The organism is Nostoc sp. 106C (assembly GCF_002154725.1).
Classification (GTDB): domain Bacteria; phylum Cyanobacteriota; class Cyanobacteriia; order Cyanobacteriales; family Nostocaceae; genus Aulosira.
Map to the genome: position 1 here is coordinate 1 of NZ_MTAW01000105.1, position 21,699 is coordinate 21,699.

The 21,699-nt window shown below is 39.7% G+C and carries 15 protein-coding genes and 1 tRNA gene; 12 read left to right on the plus strand and 4 right to left on the minus strand.

The annotated features are described in order from the left end of the window. Positions 1-106: 106 nt before the first annotated feature. The gene (locus BV375_RS14280; protein ID WP_166507447.1) at positions 107-532 is read left to right on the plus strand and encodes a nuclear transport factor 2 family protein; all 426 of its coding nucleotides are present in this window, start codon (positions 107-109) and stop codon (positions 530-532) included. Positions 533-1,367: 835 nt separating this feature from the next. On the opposite strand, the gene BV375_RS14285 is transcribed toward BV375_RS14280, so the two are convergent. Continuing rightward, positions 1,368-4,772: an ATP-binding protein gene (locus tag BV375_RS14285; RefSeq protein WP_086761548.1), complete on the minus strand. Its 3,405-nt coding sequence runs from the start codon at positions 4,770-4,772 to the stop codon at positions 1,368-1,370. 671 nt (positions 4,773-5,443) lie between these two features. Between BV375_RS14285 and BV375_RS37610 the strand changes: the two genes are divergently transcribed. The 8 genes from BV375_RS37610 (at position 5,444) to BV375_RS14325 (ending at position 13,533) form a co-directional block, all read left to right on the plus strand. Further along, the gene (locus tag BV375_RS37610; protein ID WP_208099121.1) at positions 5,444-6,028 is read left to right on the plus strand and encodes a KaiA family protein; all 585 of its coding nucleotides are present in this window, start codon (positions 5,444-5,446) and stop codon (positions 6,026-6,028) included. A 104-nt stretch (positions 6,029-6,132) separates the two neighbouring features. After that, positions 6,133-6,447: a circadian clock protein KaiB gene (gene kaiB, locus BV375_RS14295; RefSeq protein ID WP_086684769.1), complete on the plus strand. Its 315-nt coding sequence runs from the start codon at positions 6,133-6,135 to the stop codon at positions 6,445-6,447. 83 nt (positions 6,448-6,530) lie between these two features. Further along, positions 6,531-8,093: a circadian clock protein KaiC gene (kaiC, locus tag BV375_RS14300; RefSeq protein ID WP_086761528.1), complete on the plus strand. Its 1,563-nt coding sequence runs from the start codon at positions 6,531-6,533 to the stop codon at positions 8,091-8,093. Between the two features lie 103 nt (positions 8,094-8,196). Then, on the plus strand, positions 8,197-10,434 hold the full coding sequence (locus BV375_RS14305; RefSeq protein WP_086761530.1) for a TolC family protein: 2,238 nt from the start codon (positions 8,197-8,199) through the stop codon (positions 10,432-10,434). Positions 10,435-10,987: 553 nt separating this feature from the next. Then, a complete protein-coding gene (locus tag BV375_RS14310) occupies positions 10,988-11,365 on the plus strand; it encodes a hypothetical protein (protein WP_086761532.1) in 378 nt (125 codons plus the stop codon). Positions 11,366-11,540: 175 nt separating this feature from the next. After that, positions 11,541-12,047, plus strand: a complete 507-nt coding sequence (locus BV375_RS14315; RefSeq protein WP_086684794.1) for a hypothetical protein — start codon at positions 11,541-11,543, stop codon at positions 12,045-12,047. A gap of 93 nt (positions 12,048-12,140) precedes the next feature. Then, the gene (locus BV375_RS14320) at positions 12,141-12,698 is read left to right on the plus strand and encodes a GNAT family N-acetyltransferase (RefSeq protein WP_086761534.1); all 558 of its coding nucleotides are present in this window, start codon (positions 12,141-12,143) and stop codon (positions 12,696-12,698) included. A 55-nt stretch (positions 12,699-12,753) separates the two neighbouring features. Next, complete coding sequence (locus BV375_RS14325) at positions 12,754-13,533, plus strand: photosystem II S4 domain protein (protein WP_086761536.1); 780 nt, start codon at positions 12,754-12,756, stop codon at positions 13,531-13,533. Positions 13,534-13,694: 161 nt separating this feature from the next. Here BV375_RS14325 and BV375_RS14330 read toward each other — a convergent pair whose 3' ends face one another. Further along, a complete protein-coding gene (locus BV375_RS14330) occupies positions 13,695-14,483 on the minus strand; it encodes an SDR family oxidoreductase (protein WP_086761538.1) in 789 nt (262 codons plus the stop codon). 164 nt (positions 14,484-14,647) lie between these two features. Between BV375_RS14330 and BV375_RS14335 the strand changes: the two genes are divergently transcribed. Together BV375_RS14335 and BV375_RS14340 are read left to right on the plus strand one after the other, a co-directional pair. Continuing rightward, positions 14,648-16,150, plus strand: a complete 1,503-nt coding sequence (locus BV375_RS14335) for a hypothetical protein (RefSeq protein WP_339376797.1) — start codon at positions 14,648-14,650, stop codon at positions 16,148-16,150. A 98-nt stretch (positions 16,151-16,248) separates the two neighbouring features. Continuing rightward, a tRNA-Val gene (locus BV375_RS14340) sits at positions 16,249-16,322 on the plus strand. Between the two features lie 330 nt (positions 16,323-16,652). On the opposite strand, the gene BV375_RS14345 is transcribed toward BV375_RS14340, so the two are convergent. Further along, positions 16,653-17,132 carry an ASCH domain-containing protein gene (locus BV375_RS14345; protein ID WP_086761542.1) on the minus strand — a complete coding sequence of 160 codons (480 nt, stop codon included), beginning with the start codon at positions 17,130-17,132 and terminating at the stop codon, positions 16,653-16,655. A gap of 5 nt (positions 17,133-17,137) precedes the next feature. Then, complete coding sequence (locus tag BV375_RS14350) at positions 17,138-19,249, minus strand: GNAT family N-acetyltransferase (protein ID WP_086761544.1); 2,112 nt, start codon at positions 19,247-19,249, stop codon at positions 17,138-17,140. Between the two features lie 471 nt (positions 19,250-19,720). On the opposite strand from BV375_RS14350, the gene BV375_RS14355 reads away from it, so the two are divergent. Then, positions 19,721-21,613, plus strand: coding sequence for an alpha-amylase family glycosyl hydrolase (locus BV375_RS14355; RefSeq protein ID WP_086761546.1), 1,893 nt, complete (start codon positions 19,721-19,723; stop codon positions 21,611-21,613). Positions 21,614-21,699: the final 86 nt, after the last annotated feature.

Sequence of the window (21,699 nt, forward strand, 5' to 3'; positions counted from 1 at the left end):
GGACTGATTAACTATGAACTTGCTCTTTTTTCTTGATTCATGCAAGAGGTCTAATAAAGAATTAGGGTTTGCATGGATGGAGAATCTCACGAGAAAAGGAGTAGCGATGTCTTCCATCGAGGATAACAAGATCATGGCTCGACGATGGCTTCAACTCATTAGTGAGCATCGAATCGAGGATATCTGTGAAATGACAGCCCCAACTTGGAGAATGCACGGTGGTCCGCCACAGCTTCCTCTAGGACATGATGGAGTCCGTGAACTCTTTCGCCAAATCGGACCTGTGGAGCAGCAATGGACAGTTGAAGACATCATTGCTGAAGGTGATAAAGTTGTTGTGCGTGCGACTAACACCTGCGTTCAGGACAGTTTTCTAGGTATACCCAGTCGCGATCGCCAACAGAGGTTCACAGCTACTTTTATTCATTGCATTGCTGACGGAAAGATTGTTGAAACATGGCGAAATGCCGATGATCTGGGGCGGGTTCTTCAGCTAGGAGCAAGGATTGAGCCGGGAACATCCGAGCAGTAGCAGTGTAGGTAGAGAATTTGTCCTAGCTCAATTAAACCACATCTATTTTGATAACCATACTTTTAAAAGTAGTGGGAGCATCTTGCTCCCTGCTCTTCGTAGCGGGCTTTCCGTCCCGCAATACTCCAGGTTTCAAAATGGACGAGGTTTAAGTCTTTGTTTCAAAAGAATTCAGAAGTTAGTCGTCAAAATTTAGTATGAATTTCCTATACTAATTCATTAAACCTTTTGCATAAGTCAATGTTTTGAATATCAAACCACAGATAAACACCGATGAACACCGATATTTATCTGAGTTTATTGGTGTTCATACCAATTCACAAAAATCTTGATACAGATAGATTTTTCGTAGGGGTTTAGCAATGCTAAACCCTGAAGCGCGTATTTGTATCATTATTAAGGTGAAATGGTATAAGAGTGTTCCAAACAATAAATGATCCAAAACCTGTCATTGCGCTAAGCGAAGCCATGCCCGAAGGGCTTTATGAAGCAAAGCGGAACGCTCCGCGAACGCTACACTCCGTTTCGCTCGCAATGACAATTGGGCATTTTTTTACTTGGAGTACTCTAACGCGTTGAGTGATGGTAAGTGAGTTAATCAAAAATCACGTCTTGACAAGGGTTAAACGTTAAGTTGACACGTATAGGCAAAGATACAAAATTAGGATTAGCGATCGCCCCACAAATTATTATCGAAAAACCTGAGGCTACTATAAATATAAATTCTGTAGTTGGAGAAGGTTGAGTGTTTGTAATTCAGATTCCAAATTCAAAGTAATAGATTTATAAGGGCAGGGTTTTCCCTGTCCTTATACTAGTACGATCATCCGTTTTCTTAAAATTTTTCATGTTGACGATTGATAGCTAAAGCCTGATTAACCTCATTTAATAAGTCTTCCATTGATATTGAGCGAGGTAATATTTGGGCGGAAATCTCATGCACTATAGTTTCTATAGTTTGCGAGCCATTCTTTTTCTGTTTTTCGATTTCTGGTTGGGAGACTTTAGACTGCGCGATCGCTTGAGAACGATTTAATCGCTGATCAAGTACTAAAATTGGTGGCAAATTGAAAGGTAAACCTGCCAATGTTTTCAATGCTTTCAGCACTTCTTTATGAATAGAAGATTCCCCTAAGCAAATTAGCAGCAAGTCAACGCTTTGGTGGCGAATTTGTTGTAAGACTTCTGTCCAACAACTTCCCATTGCGGCTTTTAAACCAGCTGTTTGCAAGTATTGAATTAAAGCTTGGAACCACTCAGAACCCCGTTCAGCAGTTTCACTACTAAGCGATGAGTTTTTTTCTGAGCGATAACCTTTAATCTGCCTGCGTCTTACTTGTGGTAAATCACGTAGCATTGTTACATCCACCACTAAAATATTTGGTGGGCAACATATACCAGATGCAATTTGTAGGACTGACAATAAAGCATCAGTTTTGCTGGTACTGTTAGTCTGATCTTTACCCAATGGTTGTAAACAAGGAAATACAGATAGCCCAGGTATCTGGGAAGCTGCTAGGGTAGTTACTACATCGCAAGTTACTAATGGTAACGCTGCTAATCGAGGGTGCTGACTGAGATGTTGCAGGTAAGTTTGTGCGGCGGGGCTTTCTACATCAAGCAAAACTACATCGAACTGCCAAACTCGAGTCAAAAGTTCTGCCTGATCAAGGTCATCTACTTCTATAACTCGGTGTTCTCGCAATGAATAATGGGGATTAACTGATTCCAACTCAGGATTGACCAATCTCAGAATTCGCAGTGGGGTTCTGCTGACGACAATTTTATTACTGTCTAATCCTGATTGCTGAATTGTTGGTGTAGCACATAGACTTTCTAAGAGTGGTGCTAATGCTTGAGACTGTACAGGCAGACTCAAGAAACCATCAGCTCGATTGGCAAATGCCTGCTCCTTTTCGGCCCCCGTCGCTGTCACAATCAGGGGAATGTGGCGAGTCATAGGATCGGATTTAACTAAGGTCAGTACATCCCAACCTGATAATAGAGGTAGTAAGGGATTCAAGAATACAGCTTTTGGTTGTAGGCGTCGGGCTTTTTCTACTGCTTCTGTTCCTGAGCGAGCAATCACTACACGATAACCTAGACCTTTGAGCTGTTCGGTCAAGTCTTCAATATATCGAGCTACTGCCTCAACCACCAATACCAACCTTTGTGATGACGTAGGCTGATGCTGTGCAGATGTGTTCACTCGCTGACGTGCTGAGGAAGCCAGTCCCTTTGTATCGGTGTTGAGTGTTTGTGTATCTTCTATATTTTCCTCCTCTTGCTCAGTAAAGCCTGTTTTGGGAGGACTAGGCGGTAAAAGCAGTGTAAATTGGCTGCCTTTGCCTTCACGAGACAAGAAGCTGACATCACCACCATGAAGGCGTGCTAGGGCCCTAGTTAAGACTAGCCCTAAACCGGTTCCTTCAAATTGTCGCGTTAGGGGATTTTCTAGTTGTTGAAATTTTTGAAAGATTAAATGTTGCTGGTGTTCGGGAATGCCAATACCTGTATCCCAAACTGTAAAAGCAATCCACCCTTCCCAATGGCTCACCCGTAACCCAATTTCTCCAGAGAGTTCAGTAAATTTAAAGGCATTAGAAAGCAGGTGTACCAGCATTTGCCGCAGTCGTAATTCATCCGCCACCATCTGCTCTAAGCCAGGTTCAATGACGATAGTGAATCGATGATCGCTGGAAAGTTCTACTTGAGACGGGCTGGAAGCTTTAGTTTTACTGGTTTGTGTGTGAATCGCTTTTGCTTCTGATAAAGCGCGATCGCACACAGCACGAATATTTACTGGAGCTAGGGTCAGATCCATCTGCCCTGTTTCCATGCGGGTTAAATCTAAGATGTCGTTGACTACACTCATCAAGTGGCGTCCACTTTGATGAATTAGTCCAGCATAACGGGCTTGACGCTCGTTTAATTCTCCTAACTGCCGATCAACCAGCAACCGCGATAACCCTAACACAGCAGTCAAAGGGGTTTTTAACTCATGACTAATGCAAGCTAAAAACTCATCTTTTAATCGGTTCAATTGAATCAGATCGGCATTTTTAGCTGCCAGTTCTTTACAAAGCTGTTGTTGCTCAGTTACATCAGTAGCTAACACCAGCCATAGCTCATGAGTGCCAAGTCCTGATTCTTGAGTAGCAAGCGTCATTTCTGACTCAGCATTCAGGACTTTCAACTCAGTACTATCTAAAGGAATTTTCGCAAATTGCCAAACTCGCTCTTGCCCATTTTGCACTTCCACAATGCAGGTGCAAGTACCTACCTGGCTATCCCAAAAACACTGACTGGATGTGGTAGCTGTGGTATGCTGCTCATGCAGGTTGTGTGTAGGTAGCACAGTAGATGGCAACCGACCAGGCAAACCCTTTTGCTGTAGTGATAAGATATTTTCTTCAGGATGCAGTTTGAGTTGTGTGGGTTGCTCTTGGGCGCTATGCCCATTTCCTGTAACATGGGTCTGAGTTTTCAGGGATTTTTTTGTGGCATATTCTGGCTGTTTAGCCTGGGTGGTGGCAAGTATCGTCTCCACCTGTTGCCTGATTCCTTCTGGATCTTTCAATACTCCCAATTGCTGCCACCAAGCAGGATTTTGCGCCACCACCTCGCCACTAGCAGTTTGCAACATCAAAGGCCAGGGCAGCCGTTCTAACAATTGAACAAGTGGCTTATAGAAGGCTTGGCGCTGATTTGGTATCTGTGCCTGTGAGTAAGTTGCCATCGCCACATCTGTTCTGCTGCCGTGCTCTGCGTACACCTGAGAATTCCCAACAGGCATGGCATCAATTGCCACTCTTTCTTGAGCTATTAATCTCAACAACCTGGAGCTATCTAGCAAACCCAAAAATTTGCCGTCTGGGTCAATGAGCGCCCAGTCTAAATTGTTATTGTTGATTTGAATTTGTTGATAGCGCAAAAATAAGCCAAATTGCTCCACACGTTCAGCAGCTGGTATGGTTTGTATTGGCTCAATTAGCGCTGAATCAAAAATTGACAATGGTTGCTGTAAATGGAAGCGATCGCCACCAACTGCTGCCAACAATTTTTGCGTTAATCTGGCAGAGTGCAGCAACCCAACTGGGCATTGCTGCTGATTTACTATCACCACGCGATCGCACTGCTGTTGCTCAAAAATCTCCAGCACTATTGCCAGAGTACTTGTTTCTACGCAGATGGGTACGGTTGCTAGAAATTCATAAAGCGGGTACTGTAGCATTGACATAAAGCTTCGGGGGTCATTCTTCCTCTGGTAGCTTCTGGACTTAGCATCACCTTTGCTTCCGATGGCGCTCATGCCTGAAGCAATATCCTTTAAGAAGACGCTTTTAAAAAATTCTCGATCCAATTTCAATGCTCTTAAAACAATGGGCTTGTCCTTGATTAACGCTTGGTTGCGTCTACTTATTTTCAGAGTGGCTATATTTCCCTTTGCTGCATTGAACTCCTGAGTGCAATTTTTCACCAGTTTCCTGACTGGTGTTGAAAATCCTCCTCGATAACAATAGCTAGAACAATTATGGCTCTAAAAATTCGCTTTAGAACCTTGAGGAATTATAATGATTTAGAATGCGACAATCCTTTAAGTTCGTTTAAGTATCTTATCAAGGAGCGAAATAAAAAAATCTGTATTTAGATAGATATACATATGATAATCATCAACTAACTACAGCGCCCTCTACGACAAACGCCTCAACAATAACTCATTAAGTTTTATGGCTTACTATCTACATCAGCTTTTCGAGTGTTAAGTCAGCACTTGGGCTAGCACCAAGCATCCTCTTGGGGTGGATTAATTAAGCTTACTACACACCCAACTGAGCCTATAACTCTTTCCTGCACTGACTCATCTCACTAAACTTGGTCAAAACGATCAAGGAGATCTATAAACCAAAAATGTTATTACCAATATTAATTTTTCAACCAATTCTTAAAAAAAATTTATATAATCGACCTGTCTTAGGCATTAAACAAAAATTGACTAGGTGGATAAATAAGTTGGCTCACGGCACTAACATTCACCAGCTGATAATTCTAACTTTTAAGACAATCGATGTTAATAATATCAATTATTTAAGCAAGTGGTTTCTTTCGAGCTTCAATGAAATCTCCACTGAAAAATATTGCTATGTATTCGCATCTCATAAGCAAAAACACCAGAATTTTTTTCAGCAGATGGATAGAGACGAACGAGAAGCTTTATTACAAGAAATTAAATCTAATTACCGAGAAATACTTATAAATTACTTTACCACAGAAAAAACCTTAAAAGAAAAAATTGATAAATTTATCAATGCAGTATTTTGTGCTAATATTCCTGTGCCGCAAATCATTGAAATTCACATGGAGATAATTGAAGAATTTGCCAAACAGCTAAGACTAGAAGGAAGAAGCGATGAAGCATTACTCGATTATCGACTGACATTAATAGATATTCTGGCTCACCTGTGTGAAACTTATAGGTGTTCGATATATAAATAAAGTAAATGTATCGAAGTTGAAGTCGGCAAAAGCAGCCGCTATCATTCCCTGCCAATGCGCGAACGTATCCTATATTTATATCCTCAAGTCTAGCCTGTACCTTTATGAATCAAGCAAGAAAGACCTATGTTCTCAAGCTTTATGTAGCTGGGAATACGCCTAACTCAGTACGGGCATTAAAAACACTAAAAGACATTTTAGACCAAGAGTTTCAAGGTGTGTATGCTTTAAAAGTAATCGATGTTCTTAAAAGTCCACAACTGGCAGAAGAGGATAAGATATTAGCCACACCGACATTATCGAAAATTTTGCCTCCTCCAGTACGCAAGATTATTGGCGATCTTTCAGACAGAGAACGTGTGTTGATTGGATTAGATTTACTTTATGAAGAACTGAGTGAAGAAGGTTGGGAAGAGTAAAATATTTAAGCGTAAAATTTAATGACCAACTCCAAACATTAGTAAGAGAAAACCTGGGTTTAATACCCCTTCTTTAGCAAGCAATGATTGAAAAAGAGCAACCAGAGCAAAGCAAAACACCGTTAATTGGGGGTGTAGAAAAAATCCGCACAATGATCGAGGGCTTTGACGATATCAGTCATGGCGGTTTACCAATTGGGAGAACTACCCTAGTCAGCGGAACCTCAGGAACAGGCAAAACTTTATTATCTCTACAGTTTCTTTATAACGGTATCACTTACTTTGATGAAGCAGGGGTATTTGTTACCTTTGAAGAATCACCAAGCGATATTATTAAAAATGCCAATATTTTTGGCTGGAATTTGCAACGCTTAATTGACGAAGGCAAATTGTTTATTCTTGATGCTTCGCCAGATCCAGAAGGTCAAGATATCGTGGGTAACTTTGACCTTTCGGCATTGATTGAACGCTTGCAATATGCCATTCGCAAATACAAGGCCAGACGAGTTTCGATTGACTCGATCACAGCAGTATTTCAGCAGTATGAAGCTATGGGAGTAGTGCGGCGAGAAATTTTTCGCTTGGTAGCACGTCTCAAACAGCTGAGTGTCACCACTATAATTACAACCGAACGTAGCGAAGAATATGGACCTGTTGCTTCTTTTGGCGTGGAAGAATTTGTTTCCGATAATGTGGTAATAGTGCGCAACGTTTTAGAAGGAGAACGCCGTCGCCGCACAGCTGAAATTCTCAAGTTGCGCGGCACAACTCATATGAAAGGCGAATATCCTTTTACAATTACCAACGAAGGAGTCAATATTTTCCCGCTAGGAGCAATGCGCTTGACTCAAAGGTCTTCTAATGTCAGGGTGTCTTCTGGTGTAAAAACCCTTGATGAAATGTGCGGTGGTGGTTTCTTTAAAGATTCGATTATTTTGGCTACAGGAGCTACGGGTACTGGTAAAACCTTGTTGGTAAGCAAGTTTATCCAAGATGGTTGCTTGAATGGCGAGCAGGCAATATTATTTGCCTATGAAGAATCACGTGCTCAACTATCCCGGAATGCTTCCTCTTGGGGAATTGATTTTGAGGAGCTAGAAAGACAAGGTTTACTCAAAATCATCTGTACTTATCCCGAATCGACTGGATTAGAAGACCACTTACAAATTATTAAGTCAGAAATTTCTGTCTTTAAGCCATCTCGGATTGCTATTGACTCCCTCTCTGCGCTAGCTAGAGGAGTAAGCAATAATGCATTTCGACAGTTTGTAATTGGTGTTACGGGTTACGCTAAGCAAGAAGAAATTACAGGGTTTTTTACCAACACAACTGACCAATTTATGGGGTCACATTCCATTACTGACTCTCATATTTCCACGATTACTGACACAATATTGATGTTGCAGTATGTAGAAATTCGTGGAGAAATGTCGCGGGCAATTCATGTATTCAAAATGCGGGGATCTTGGCACGATAAAGGTATCCGTGAGTACAATATTACCGCCAATGGTCCAGAAATTAAAGATTCTTTCCGTAATTATGAAAGAATTGTTAGTGGTGCTCCTACCCGCGTTAGTATCGATGAAAAGGCGGAACTTTCTCGCATAGTTAAACGTTTTGAAGATAAACAGAGTTCCGATTCCTAAATTTGGTATCGTACTATATTCTCTTCTAAATTTAGTGTCGTGCTATATTCTGTGGTGAAGAAAAGTTTTCTGCCGCTAGATTGATTTTGTGTGAGGGGATGCGGTGAAAGGACAGCAATTATTTCATAGTTTCTTGCCTGGTGTAACAGCAGCAGTATTAACAACCCAGCCCGCTTGGGCTGGTACTGTGAAAGTAAGTGGGGTAAAACTGGCGTCTTCTCCTAGTGTCTTGACTTCTAATTATGGTCGAACCTTGGTTGCAGATGTCACTAATACGCAAATGCCCCATATAGCAGACCGTAGGTTTCCAACGTTAGTACCTTCTAGTAATTGGATGTCACTGAATGCCAAACCTTTAAGTCATCACAGTATTTTAATGCTCAAAGCAGGAAATACTAGATCGATAAAAGCACAACTACTTAGAGAAAATCAAGGTAGATTTCATAGTTTGTCGCCTAGCTTTCAACCTGCCCAGCAGCCAGATTTGAACAGTTCTGCTGACAGAGAGCAAAAACAAAATAACTTAGCTATTTCAGAGCAAAAATTAGAGAATTTAATCGTTCCTACTTTTAACTCAAAACCCTTTTCTGTTCAGAAAAACAATTTGCTGTTATCTGCTTCACAGCAACCCAAAACTCAGAAGAAAAATCCTGATACTCAATTGCAAGCAGTTTTACCATCTGCAATCATAAATGCAAGGTCGGCAAAGCTGTTGGAAATACCCAGTTGTGCACAGCAAGAGGGAATAAACAAAACTGCTTCCTCAACTTCTTTGCTGCTGAATGGAACTTGTGCGCAGAGAATGACTGCTAAGGATTTGGTGGCTCAGGGTAATACTCTTACTACGCCGAGAACAGCGGCTCCCACACCTGCTGGTTCTGTGCCAATTCCAACTGTACCCGCAACAGCAACTCCCGCACCTGCTGGTTCTGTGCCAATTCCAACTGTACCCGCAACAGTGACTCCCGTACCGGCTGGTTCTGTGCAGGTCCCGGAAAATTTGATTCCCAACCCTAATCCCCTGCAATACCCCACAAAACCAGAGGAGGTAACGGTTCAAGGAAATCAGCCGATTACTTTAGCACAGGCGTTGGAGTTAGCAAGACGTAGCAATCGGCAACTACAGGTAACTCAATTGGAGCTAGAGCGTAGTCAAGCAGCTCTTCGTGAGGCACAAGCTGCTCTATTTCCCAACGTTGGTATTAGTACTGATGTGACTCGTCAACGTACTGTTTCAGATACCTATCAGGTGAAAGTCGCAGAGCAGCAACAAGCTGGGCTACCGCCTGCATTCCGTCAACCCATTGACCCTGCCCCAAGCACTACAAATTTTAATGGTCAAGCACAACTTTCATACGACATCTACACTTCTGGTAGACGGCAGGCTAATATTAGAGCTGCCGAAGAACAGGTACGTTTTAGTGAGTTAGCTCTAGAGAATCAGTTTGAGGAAATTCGGCTGAATGTTTCTACTGACTACTACAATCTGCAACAACGTGATGAAGAAGTACGTATTGCCCAGGCTGCGGTGACGAATGCCCAGGCTAGTTTGCGGGATGCAGAAGCTTTAGAGCGCGCTGGGGTGGGTACTAGGTTTGATGTCCTGCGTTCTCAGGTGAATTTAGCAAATTCGCAACAAGATTTAACTAATGCTGTTTCCCAGCAGCAAATCGCCAGGCGTCAGTTAGCGGCTCGTTTAAGTTTGCCACAGTCAGTGAATATTAGTGCGGCAGACCCTGTAAGATTAGCTGGTCTTTGGAACCAGTCACTAGAACAAAGTATTGTGCTAGCTTTTCAAAACCGTCCAGATCTGCAACAACAGTTGGCACAACGTAACATCAACGAGCAACAACGACGGCAAGCACTAGCAGCGCTGGGACCACAGGTAAGTTTAGTTGCAGCCTACAATCTGTTTGATCAGTTTAATGATGATATCAGTGTTACTGATGGTTATTCTGTAGGAGTAAGGGCAACGCTGAATTTGTTTGATGGGGGAGCAGCAAGAGCAAGGGCAGCTCAAGCAAGAGCTAATATTGCGATCGCAGAAACTCAATTTGCCGATCTCCGCAACCAAATCCGGTTTCAGGTAGAACAGGCCTATTCCACTCAGCAATCTAATTTGCAGAATGTTCAAACCGCTAATACGGCTCTAGAACAAGCCAGAGAAGCTTTGCGTTTAGCACGTTTGCGTTTTCAAGCTGGTGTAGGTACTCAAACTGATGTCATTAACTCTGAAAATGATTTGACAAGAGCCGAAGGTAATCGCATTCGCGCTATTTTGGATTACAACCGCGCCTTGTCCCAGTTACAACGCTTTGTTACCTCAAGAGCATTCCGTTAAGAGTCATTAGTCGTTAGTCATTTGTCCTTAGTTTGAATACTAATGACTATTGACTCTGAAAAAACTACTACCCCTAGCCTGCGACAACGCCTGAAGACGAACGCGCAAGTCAAAAGTTAACAGAATTGTATTCTAAGGTTTTACACTGTTTTTCATGGTATTTTTATTTCCGCCGTGATGTCCTAGTGCTGGTATTGTGCCTAGTCAATAAGTGGTAGTTTCTATTGCTGACGTTTCGCTTTTAAAAGCGAAAAATTCGATATTTGTAAGTATATTTGCTAGAAAAACTTTTAAATTAGTCAAAATATACGCTAATTTATCCAAAACTTCGCCAATTTAGTAAACCGCTCTCAGGCTTCCAGCCAGAAGCTAAAGTTACAAAGCCTACCTGTGTGGGCTAAGAGTCTTATACTTTGTCATTTTTGCACAGCTTGGGGTTGAAATTGCTTGACAAGTAGATGCAATTTCAAGTGCAGCGATGAGAACGATGAATAATCAATCGAAATTGGAATAACATAGCTGAGTATTTAATTACTCGGCTAATAACAAACTTATGACTACACTGACATCACAAGAAATTGCACAGTTTCGCTCTCAATTAACAGATAACACCACAGCAATGGAAGTGCTGGACTTAATTGAGGACTGTGAGGGAGATTTAGAAGATGCGGCGATGAGCTTAGCCATTCGGGCGGGACAGCAACCAGAAAGAGCCAATTCAGAATGGTTAGATGCTTTGGCTAGAAAGTGGCGTGCTGTTATTTGCGAGCAACAATTTCGGAACGACTTACAGAGTGGCTCTGTTCAAGGAATGATGGAGTACCTGTATACAATGCCGACATTTCCAAAGATTTTGGCAGTACCCGTTTTGCTCTATGTTCTCAAACAAGGCGTGAACAATTTTTGTGAACCGTTGGATGCGCTCAAGTAATATTTAATCTAACGAGATGCCAACTATACAGGGAGCATCATCCGAAATTATAAATTTTGAATTTTGATTTAACTCTTGACGCTGATGATTTTGACTTAGGCGCAAGATTGATTTGACCAGCACTGGTACGCTGTTAATTAAGGCAAATTTTTCTAAAATCACTCTTGTTAAATTAATGAATTACCTCGTTGCCGTATTACCAGACCGTATCCAAGCTGAAGCTGCTTACTTAGCTTTAGAAAAAGAGTCCATTAAAAGTACTATCCTGGGTAGGGGTTACAAGACTGCGGATGAGTTTGGCTTGATTGATCCCAAAGAGCAAGCCAAAAAGCAAGCACGGCTCATGTCATTCTGGTTAGTACCATTCGGCTTTTTTGCTGGTTTCACCTTCAGCTTAATCACTGGTTTAGATACCTTTGCTTGGGCCGGAGAAATTGGCAATCACATTGTCGGGGGAATATTGGGTGCTGCCAGTGGCGCTATGGGTAGCGTGTTTGTCGGTGGCGGAGTCGGTTTAATTGCGGGTGGTGGTGATGCTTTACCCTATCGCAACCGTTTGGATCTAGGCAAATATCTCATAGTAGTTCAGGGTTCTGAAACTCTGACTCGGCAAGCAACTCGAATCTTACGTCAGTTTGAGCCAGAAAATATCCAAGGTTACGCAGATACAACTAGCGTCTAAAAAGCTCAAAACTCAAAATGAAGAAGCTTACATAAAGCAAGCACTACAGCGTGTAGGATTATGTAATTTTAAAAGCTGCAAGCTTAGTAGTGAATGAATCACATATTACACATTACAACACCGCGCCTTGAATTACTCCCCTGTTCTTTGGAGGTGACACAAGCGGTAATTACACAAAATAAATCGCAGGTGGAGAAGCTCTTAGAGGTAACTGTTCCTGATGACTGGTATGCTGGACAAGTCCTAAATTTTTTCCCTAGATATGCTCAAATGCTGATAGAGGAACCATCTGATCTAGGCTGGGGTGTGTGGTTGATGATTCATGCTAGCGATTGTAGTCTGATTGGTGATTTGGGATTTGGTGGCAAACCTGATGCACAAGGAACTGTGGAACTAGGTTATGAGGTGTTACCAAAGTACCGCAACCAAGGATATGCCTTTGAAGCAGTACAAGCATTAGTCAATTTTGCCTTTACTCAACCGGAACTGAAGAGAATTATTGCCCATTCTCCACAGGATATTATGGCCTCGTGTCGGATTTTGGAAAAACTAGGAATGCAGCATTTAGAAACCTTTAATACACCTGATTATCCGACTGCACCAATTTTGAAATGGCAGATGACGCTAGAATCAAACAGTGGTCATGAGTAATTAGTTAATAGAGCTTGATTATTGACATCAAACTCACAACTCGTAATTTTTAAGAATGTTGCCCAGAGAAGAACTTTTAAAAAGTGTTGAAAATCGAGATACTGTAGCTCGTGTAATCGATCAGGCAGAACAAGCAATCAAAACTTGGGAAGTGGTTTTGACAGATTTTCTGTCTCCCCCGGAATTAGTAGAAATTCAACGGGTGTTCAGTCGGTTAACAGAGGTGCAATTGGTAGCTGGGGGTGGATATCCCCAAGCAGAACGCCAAAGACTCGCGATCGCGCGTGCAGAAATTCCTTTAGATCAATCCCAAGTCGCCTTGGCTGTATTAGAAATTGCTGGTAATTTCTTGTTTGATACCGCCACTCACCGCGACTTTTTAGGCGCAATGCTGGGGACGGGAATCGTCCGGGAAAAGACAGGAGATATTATTGTCCTGGGTGAACGAGGCGCACAGGCAATTGTTGCACCAGAGTTGACAGAATTTTTAGAGATGAATCTCAAACAGGTGCGATCGGTTCCCGTAAAAACCCAGCAAATTGAATTTAGCGAGTTAAAAGTTCGAGAACCGAAGAAAAAAGAATTAACTACTGTCGAAGCTTCCTTACGGTTGGATGCGATCGCCTCTGCTGGTTTTGGGATGTCTCGCAGCAAAATGGTTGATTTAATCGACTCCGGTGATGTCCGGGTTAATTGGAAGGACGTTTCTCAGGCGAGTTCTCAAGTGAAAACAGGAGACTTAATCGCCATTCGCGGTAAGGGACGCTTAGAAGTTGGAGAAGTCGCTGTTACGAAAAAAGACCGTTACCGAGTTCAATTAACTAGGTATATGTAAATAGTAGATCTATTGCATGAGTCAATGTTTTGAATATCATAACCACAAATAAACACAGATAAACACTGATATTTATCTGTGCTTCATTTTATCCTAATTCAGATTTTTACAAGAAGTTTAGTAAAAAGTTAAAGATAAGAAGTTTTAAGGTCACAATGAAGTTAAGATTTATCTGAGAGTTTAAAACTTCTTGCTAACATATTCAGCAGAATTTTTCGTGGTACTATCCTTGCTAATATAGTTCTAATTTGAGTTTTAACATCGCCAATTACAACAGCTGGCTGCCAATTATCTAAAGCTTTTAGTGATATTTCTACCACTTCTTCGCTACTAAACATTTGCTCTGTGCTTCCTGCCAAAGTCGGAGGAAAATTAGCTTCAGCAAAAAAGTTAGTTTCTATAGGGCCTGGACAAGTAACGAGAACACGAATACCGTAGGGACGATTTTCTGCCCATAGTGCCTGACTAAAATTAACAATAAAAGCTTTGCTGGCAGCGTAAACAGAGAGATACGGCATTGGTTGAAATGCGGTAATTGAAGATACATTAACAATACTTCCCGATTGACGTTGCCGCATCAAAGGTAGAAATTTATGGGTTAAATCTACTAAAGCTAGAATATTTAATTGCACTATTTTAACTTGCTTTTCGCCGTCAGAACTAGCAAAATCACCATAATCACCAAAACCAGCATTATTAATTAATAAGTCAATAGTTAATCCCTTCGCTTGGGTAGCATCAAAGACAGCTTGAGCAGCATTTGGTTCTGTCAGGTCTTTAACTATAACTTCTACTTGAATATTGTAATTTTCTTGTAATTTCTTGGTTAATTGATGCAGTTTTTCTTGCGATCGCGCAACTAAAACAAGATTGGTATTGCGTGCAGCTAGTTGTTGGGCAAAGGCTTTACCAATACCACTAGAGGCACCTGTAATTAGAGCAGTTGACATTCTAGGTATTTTGATAAAAATTAGATCAATTTATAGATATTAACAATAGTTATTACTATTTTTAACCATCTAGAGTCATATGCCAAAAAGATCAAAACTCAGACTCAAGTATATAGTAATTTTCTAGCGCTAGGCGGGAATACTAGAATCATAAGTTACATCTTATGTCTATGTATCGATTAAATAAAAAAGCCTTGCAAATTTTGCGTGCTGAAGTTCAAAGATGTAGTGGTAACGATCAAGTAAGCAAAATTGAGCAAGAAATAGTAATTAAGCGATTAGAACAACTGTGCTTGGAAAAAGGTTCTGCGGTAAAGTTTGATGAAATGCGCGATAGCGTTGTTGATATATATCCCCAATTTAGCGAGAAGGTACTCAAACAAGCGGCAAAAGCTAATAAATCGCCTGGTATTTTTACCACTGTAAAATGGGCAACCATACTTTTGGGTAGTTCAGCAGGAATGCTGTGGGTAATAAATTTGCCTTACCCAATGATTCGCTGGCCTGTTGCTAAAACTGTGCCAATCCTGCTAATGCCTAGCTATATAAATATGGATTATCACTATCGCGAGGCAATTAAAAACCTTGAGCAAGCAGACCAGTTAATTAATCAAGCTACTAGCCCTTATGATATTGAGCAAGGTTCCCAGAGAGCTAAAGAAGCACAAAAAAATCTGGATAATCTGCCAGTTTGGTTTTTAGGATATTATCCTCAGACTTACTGTAATTTTTTTGGTTGCAGTTGGAAGTTTACCGTAGATGAGTTTGAAGCAGCTCGCCGACGGGTAGCGCGGATAGATGCGATCGCTTTTCAAGATAGAAATGCTTTTACACCCCTGGCTCAAGGAGAAATGGCGCTAAAGTTAGCACGCCAGGAATACGAAAAAGCTACCAGTATTAAGGATAAAGAACTAGCGATCGCATCTTGGCAAGCAGCGATTGATCAATTAGAGCAAATCCCCGAAGCTACATTTGCTGGAGAAACTGCAAAAACTAAACTCAAAGCTTACAAACGTGATATCGATAACGCACGCATCGGCACATTTATTGCTGCTGCTCAAGAATTTGATTTAGAAGCGGAAAAAATCCAACCGATACAACCCAAAGCAGCATCAGAACTATGGGAACAAGCAAGTAAGCGCCTCAACCAAATCCCCACAGAAAATCCTCGATATTTAGAAGCACAAAGGTTACTAGCAGGTTATCAAGTAAAACTCAAAACAGTTGCCGATCCTCGTAGTGGTACATATATAGAAGCAGCAAAGGAATTTGCCATAGCAGCTGCTAAAGCATCGCAAAATCCACCCCACCCTGTAGTTAAGTGGGAGCAAATTGAAAAATTGTGGCAAAAGTCTATTGATCAGCTAGAAAAGATTCGGGTTGAAGAACCAGGCTATGTAGCAGCACAAAAATTATTGGCAGAGTATCAAACTAATTTAGGTATTATCGAGACTCGACGGAAAGACGAAAATGAAGCACAAGCATCGCTCCAAGAAGCTAATGAGCAAATCCAAAGTTTGATAGCTTCTTCTCCCGCCGATCCGCAGCAGCTAAAAGGTAAAATCCAAGGTGTTATCAATCGCCTAAGAACTATCAAAGCTGGGACAACTGCCTACGCAGAAGCGCAAAGACTGCTGATATCTGCTCAAAAAAGGCTGCAACAGTAATATCAAGCCGTTGCACTGCTATACCTATTTGCATTAGGCATAAATGAAATACTTGCTTCTCATAAATAGATATGCTATGGTTGTTAACCGTGGGTTAAGGACGTATAGCTCAGTTGGTTAGAGCGCTACGTTGACATCGTAGAGGTCACTGGTTCGAATCCAGTTACGTCCATTTCATAGTTGTAAAGTGACTAATTATTTGTCTGTGACTTTATGTGAACGTTAACTATTTATTTGTCGCTATTAACAGATTAATATGAAACATTAATTTTTAAAGCAGGATGCAAGCTATGCTCATTAATTGTTTTATTGACTCTATCTAAAAAGGCAAGAGCAGATATTAATTTGATTTAAAAGAAAATTATTTAAATTGATAGTGAGTAACTTAAGTAATTCATAATTAAGCATAATCTTAGATTATTTGAGATAGGCAGATATATTCTTAAAAACCGTCTATTTTGACTATTTTATGGTAATTTATAAATTTAATTATTCTAGGTTATTAAAGTAAATTAAAAGTAGTCTGGTATTTACTAGAAAAACTAGTTATATCAAACTGGGCTATACTTTCAACAATATTTACCTCTGTTGGTTTCAAGTATCTGTAGCTTTGTGGTGGTCTAAAATCGCTCCATGCTTGCCTTAAACGTTCTAATTCAACTGGTTGAGGAAAATAATAAATTTTATTCAAAAAAATTCCACATCCGACTGATAAACCGTTGTAATATGAACAAAATTCGCTATGAGATATAGCAGCTTTTTCACTAACTTCATTCCACAAATCTTCAAGGGGTTTTTGTACTATTTTATCAACGTTAAAAGCACCCATGAGAGCTTTTTTAGGTGATGAAGCATACACAATAACTAAATCACCCTCTTGCAGCCGAGGACGAGTTCTACGCAGTTCAACCTCTTTTATTCCTTCAAATATTTTATAAGCATACTTTGGTCGCACTGAAAGTAGCAGTACCCTACTAGACATCAGCCTCATCTCCTCTCTTTAAACATTCCTTTATTATATAACTTATAGAACTGTTGTTCCGTTATTTTATAAGGTGATTGAAGTGTAAAATTGTTTCCTAAAACTTCTTTAATTTCCTCAAAGTAAATAGGAGTTTTAAACATTTCTGTATCACTAAATCGAATAGCCATTAACTTATTCTCTAGATTATTATCAGCGGTAGATAATACATCTTTAAAAGAGTACACACCTAATCTTCTAAACTGCCTAAAAATAGATTTTGGTGTGTCTATTATCACTTCATCTAAACGAGAACAAGCTCTAATAGCTTTAACTTGATAATAGCCAGTTTGCTTACCTTGACTAACGTACCATAGAATTCTTCCTGGAGCTTTCAAGCCTCCTGAATTTTTGATTTTGCGATAGTAAACTACCTCACGCTTAAGGGCAAGTTCTTTTTGAGCGCCAAAAATATTTTGTTTAGCTAATTCTTCATCAAATAAATTTACTGCCCATACTGGACGGATAGGAACAATAAAATTAGGAATTTTAGCATCAATAATTTTGGCAGGATAAATACTGCGCTCAATACTTGTCATTAATTGAATATTTTGAATTGCATCTTCTTCAGAAAGAGAATCAGCAATTTTTAGACAAAACTTATACTCTTCTCCATAATTATTACTCAAATATCTCAAATAATTAGATAATTCAGATGCAGTTGTAATAGTTGCTAGATTCGTTTTTATCCATCCGTTCTCTATATGAAAGAAATTATCTTGTGAAATTGCTCTAATAGCAAAATCTTCTAAGTAAGGATCGGTAATTATAGTAAATTGGCGATTTTCCTGTGCTGAGATTTTGATAGATAAAATAATCAAATGACGGAGGATAGTAGGTGAAAGAGCATAATTTTTTTTAACACGGAGTATCGGAATATTTAATTCATGTCTTTTTTGCCTATCATATACAATTAAAGCTAAAGGTTCTTGTTTTTCATCCCAGGCTATCACAGATTCAAAGCGTTGTGGTTCAGAAAAGAAAATACGTAATCTTTGTTGAAAGTCAACCTTCTCTTCACCTATTGTGTTTGCTAAAAAAGCTTCAGTTAGTAGATTTTGCTGCCCTGATTGAACTAATCGTCGTTCAATTAACGTTCCCGCTAAACGAACAGGTTGATAATCAGCTTCTCTACGAATTTCATCTAGTCTAATAATAAAATCGCTAGGTCGCAAAATAGAAATTTTAAAATCTTCATATATAGATTCTTCTTTATCTAAAATTCCCCTATCACGGGTTATAAAAAATGGAGATTGAGAAGCAATAGCCCTAGCTAAATGCCTTAAATCAGATGCATCTCTCTCTGTCATCTGTTCAGGGAAATATTTTAGTATAGCTTGAGATATGCGTTCAAATTCCTCTTGTTTACAATTCAATCTTGTAAAATTTGATGCTAACTTTCTGAGAGCTTCTCGACGAGAAATATTGTCATAACGTTCTATTTCATTATATATTTCATCAGTCAGGCACAACTCAACATCTGGCTGCAACCAATCAGCTAATAAAGATTTTGAATCTTCTATATGTCTATTGATATTATCTTTATCTAAATCATAAAATATATTTGCATCTATAACAGCACACAACTTAGAACTGATTTCTTGTTGAGTAAGCAAAGTTAATAAATTGGTATGCCCATGTTCTAATTGCCAAACAGTAAGGAGTTTTCCATCCTTACTATTTCCAGCTTTATTCTGTCGTGCAACAAAACCAAAAGCAGCCCACATATCGTTTAATTTATAATCACGCCGACATGATAACTCTATTAGATATAAATGTTTCGTTATATTAATTAAGTACTTAACAAGCTGTTTAGCTATATGCTTACCTCTCCACTCTTTATCAACGCAAAGATGTACTACAATAGCTTTCTGTAAGGTAACTCGATACATTAAGTACCCAATACATTTACTCTGGGGTGACAAAGCTATAAATATATGACCCTTAGCCGCATGATCAATAAATCCTCCTTTTGGCATGAAACCAAGTGTTTTAGCATTTGTACGTCCTAATGCCATTACTGCTTCTAAATGTGGAGATTTATGGTCGATTACTTCAATTCTGATTTCGGTGTCCACAGTTGCTTAACCTGATTCACGCAGTAGTATTTAAATTTAGTTTACCCATAGCTTACTAAATATAGGCCTATTAAACATTTGATTGACTTTTAGTTTTTTCTTACGCCGATTTAATAAATTCTTTGTGCCAATTATGATATACGATGTTTCTTTATCCATTACACCCTCTGTATTTCTTTAAACTGAAACACAATTTTGTTACAAGGGGACTCAGCATAATAAGCCCATAACTTAAGCTTTGTTGACACTAGCAATATACATTCAACACTACGCTAGCTTCACTAAGATGAGCGCTGTGCTCATCTCCTAGGCAGAAAAATATATTGATTTCTACAAATATCTCTGCGATCGCATACTCATAGCTAGCTTAAGCTACTCACAGCCATGTAGAATTTTTGTGAGATAAATTTTGACTACCTAAGCCCTAAGTTACCTAGACAACGCCAAACCGTTAGCGTTTTTAATAAGATTATGGTGCAAATTTCTTCATCCCATTCTGATATTGAAACTCAAGCTACTAAAGCTGCTGCTGGTTTTCATACTGAAACAGTTGCATCAGAAACTATTTCCGATTTTGAGTTTCTTTTTACCAGAGCAATTGAATTTCGCCAAGAAACAATTTACTTCATCATTGTAGATCGTTTTAATGATGGAGATCCCAGCAATAATGAAGGTGCGCATCCTGAACTTTACGACACCAGTAAACAAAAGTGGGGTAAATATTGGGGCGGAGATTTGCAAGGAATTATTGACAAGCTAGATTATCTCAAAAATTTGGGTGTCACCGCTATTTGGATTTCTCCATTGTTTGAGCAAGTAGAAGCATTGCAATTTGATAATGCCGCAATGCATGGTTACTGGACTAAAGATTTTAAACGGATTAATCCACGTTTTCTTGGTACTAACGAGGAAAATTCTTTATTCAAAAGTAGCACATTAGATAAATTAATTTCTGGCTTACATGAGCGAGGCATGAAGCTAATTTTAGATATTGTTTGCAATCATAGCAGTCCTGATGTGAATGGTGTAAAAGGTAAACTTTATGAAGATGGCGTGTTAATTGCTGATTATTATAATGATGTCAATCATTGGTATCATCATAATCCTGAAATTACAGATTGGGAAGATGAATATCAATTACTTTATTACGAAATGTCAGGATTAGCGACTTTTAACGAAAGCAATCCTGATTATCGCCATTATATTAAAACAGCAATCAAGCAATGGTTAGATAAAGGAGTTGATGCTTTACGGGTTGATACAGTAAAGCATATGCCGATTTGGTTTTGGCAAGAATTTAATAGCGATATTCAAACTCATAAGCCTTCTGTATTTATCTTTGGTGAATGGGGTTTTAGCAATCCCAGAAAGAACAGTTCAGTTAAATTTGCCAATGAGTCTGGAATGTCAATTTTAGACTTTGGTTTTTGTGAAGGAATTCGCCAAGCTTTGGCTCAAAATGCGGCAGGGGGATTTCACTTAATACAAGATATTTTAAATCTGGATTATCTTTACAACACGGCTACAGAATTGATTACCTTTATTGATAATCATGATATGCCGCGATTTCAAAGCTTAAATCCCGATCCTGAACTGTTGCGATTGGCAATGGCGTTGATTATGACTAGTCGCGGGATTCCTTGTATTTATTATGGGACGGAGCAATATCTCCACAATGATACTCATGGTGGAAACGATCCTTACAATCGTCCGATAATGGAGAAATGGGACACAGATACACAGCTTTACCAAGATATTCAATTATTATCTAAATTGCGGCGTTTAAATCCTGCTGTTTCTCTGGGAAGTCAGAAACAGAAATATATTACGCCTAATGTCTATTGTTATCTGCGGAGTTATCGCGATTATCGTTGCTTAGTAGCAATGAATAAAGGTGATGCAACGACTATTGATGTAGAGAGTACAGAATTAGAAGATGGAGAATATAACTGTATAGTAACGCATCGCCAAATAGAAGTTAAAAATGGCAAAATATCAGGATTAAATCTCAACCCGAAAGAACTAATTGTACTTAGTTATTTAGGTGAACGGGTGAAGGGAAAAACAATTGTTAGGGCACAGGTAAATGGGTTAAGAACCCAACCGGGTGATACGGTTGTGGTAACAGGTGATTGTCCGGAGTTAGGCGATTGGGATATTAGCAAAGCTTACGCTTTAGAATATATAAATGAAAATACTTGGTTTGGGGAAATATCCTTTAATGAGAGCGCTGGAAAAGCGATATGTTATAAATATGCTCTCTGGAGAGAAAACCAACCACCTCTGCGGGAAAATCTCGTTAGCCGTCGCTGGATTTTAGCTGATAAAGGTACGGTTAAATGGCGGGATACTTGGGCTAGTTAAGTAAGTAAAAAGTAAGATTCCCGACTTCTTAAAGGATGCTGCTGGCGAATTAGGGGTCTAACCCATACTAGGTTAGACCCCCGATA

What these genes read in the sequence shown, in the direction of transcription:
- BV375_RS14280 (WP_166507447.1), top strand. Translation starts at nt 107, where the DNA reads ATGTCTTCCATCGAGGATAACAAGATCATGGCTCGACGATGGCTTCAA.
- BV375_RS14285 (WP_086761548.1), bottom strand. Translation starts at nt 4,772, where the DNA reads ATGTCAATGCTACAGTACCCGCTTTATGAATTTCTAGCAACCGTACCC.
- BV375_RS37610 (WP_208099121.1), top strand. Translation starts at nt 5,444, where the DNA reads ATGTTATTACCAATATTAATTTTTCAACCAATTCTTAAAAAAAATTTA.
- kaiB (WP_086684769.1), top strand. Translation starts at nt 6,133, where the DNA reads ATGAATCAAGCAAGAAAGACCTATGTTCTCAAGCTTTATGTAGCTGGG.
- kaiC (WP_086761528.1), top strand. Translation starts at nt 6,531, where the DNA reads ATGATTGAAAAAGAGCAACCAGAGCAAAGCAAAACACCGTTAATTGGG.
- BV375_RS14310 (WP_086761532.1), top strand. Translation starts at nt 10,988, where the DNA reads ATGACTACACTGACATCACAAGAAATTGCACAGTTTCGCTCTCAATTA.
- BV375_RS14315 (WP_086684794.1), top strand. Translation starts at nt 11,541, where the DNA reads ATGAATTACCTCGTTGCCGTATTACCAGACCGTATCCAAGCTGAAGCT.
- BV375_RS14320 (WP_086761534.1), top strand. Translation starts at nt 12,141, where the DNA reads ATGAATCACATATTACACATTACAACACCGCGCCTTGAATTACTCCCC.
- BV375_RS14325 (WP_086761536.1), top strand. Translation starts at nt 12,754, where the DNA reads ATGTTGCCCAGAGAAGAACTTTTAAAAAGTGTTGAAAATCGAGATACT.
- BV375_RS14330 (WP_086761538.1), bottom strand. Translation starts at nt 14,483, where the DNA reads ATGTCAACTGCTCTAATTACAGGTGCCTCTAGTGGTATTGGTAAAGCC.
- BV375_RS14335 (WP_339376797.1), top strand. Translation starts at nt 14,648, where the DNA reads ATGTCTATGTATCGATTAAATAAAAAAGCCTTGCAAATTTTGCGTGCT.
- BV375_RS14345 (WP_086761542.1), bottom strand. Translation starts at nt 17,132, where the DNA reads ATGTCTAGTAGGGTACTGCTACTTTCAGTGCGACCAAAGTATGCTTAT.
- BV375_RS14355 (WP_086761546.1), top strand. Translation starts at nt 19,721, where the DNA reads ATGGTGCAAATTTCTTCATCCCATTCTGATATTGAAACTCAAGCTACT.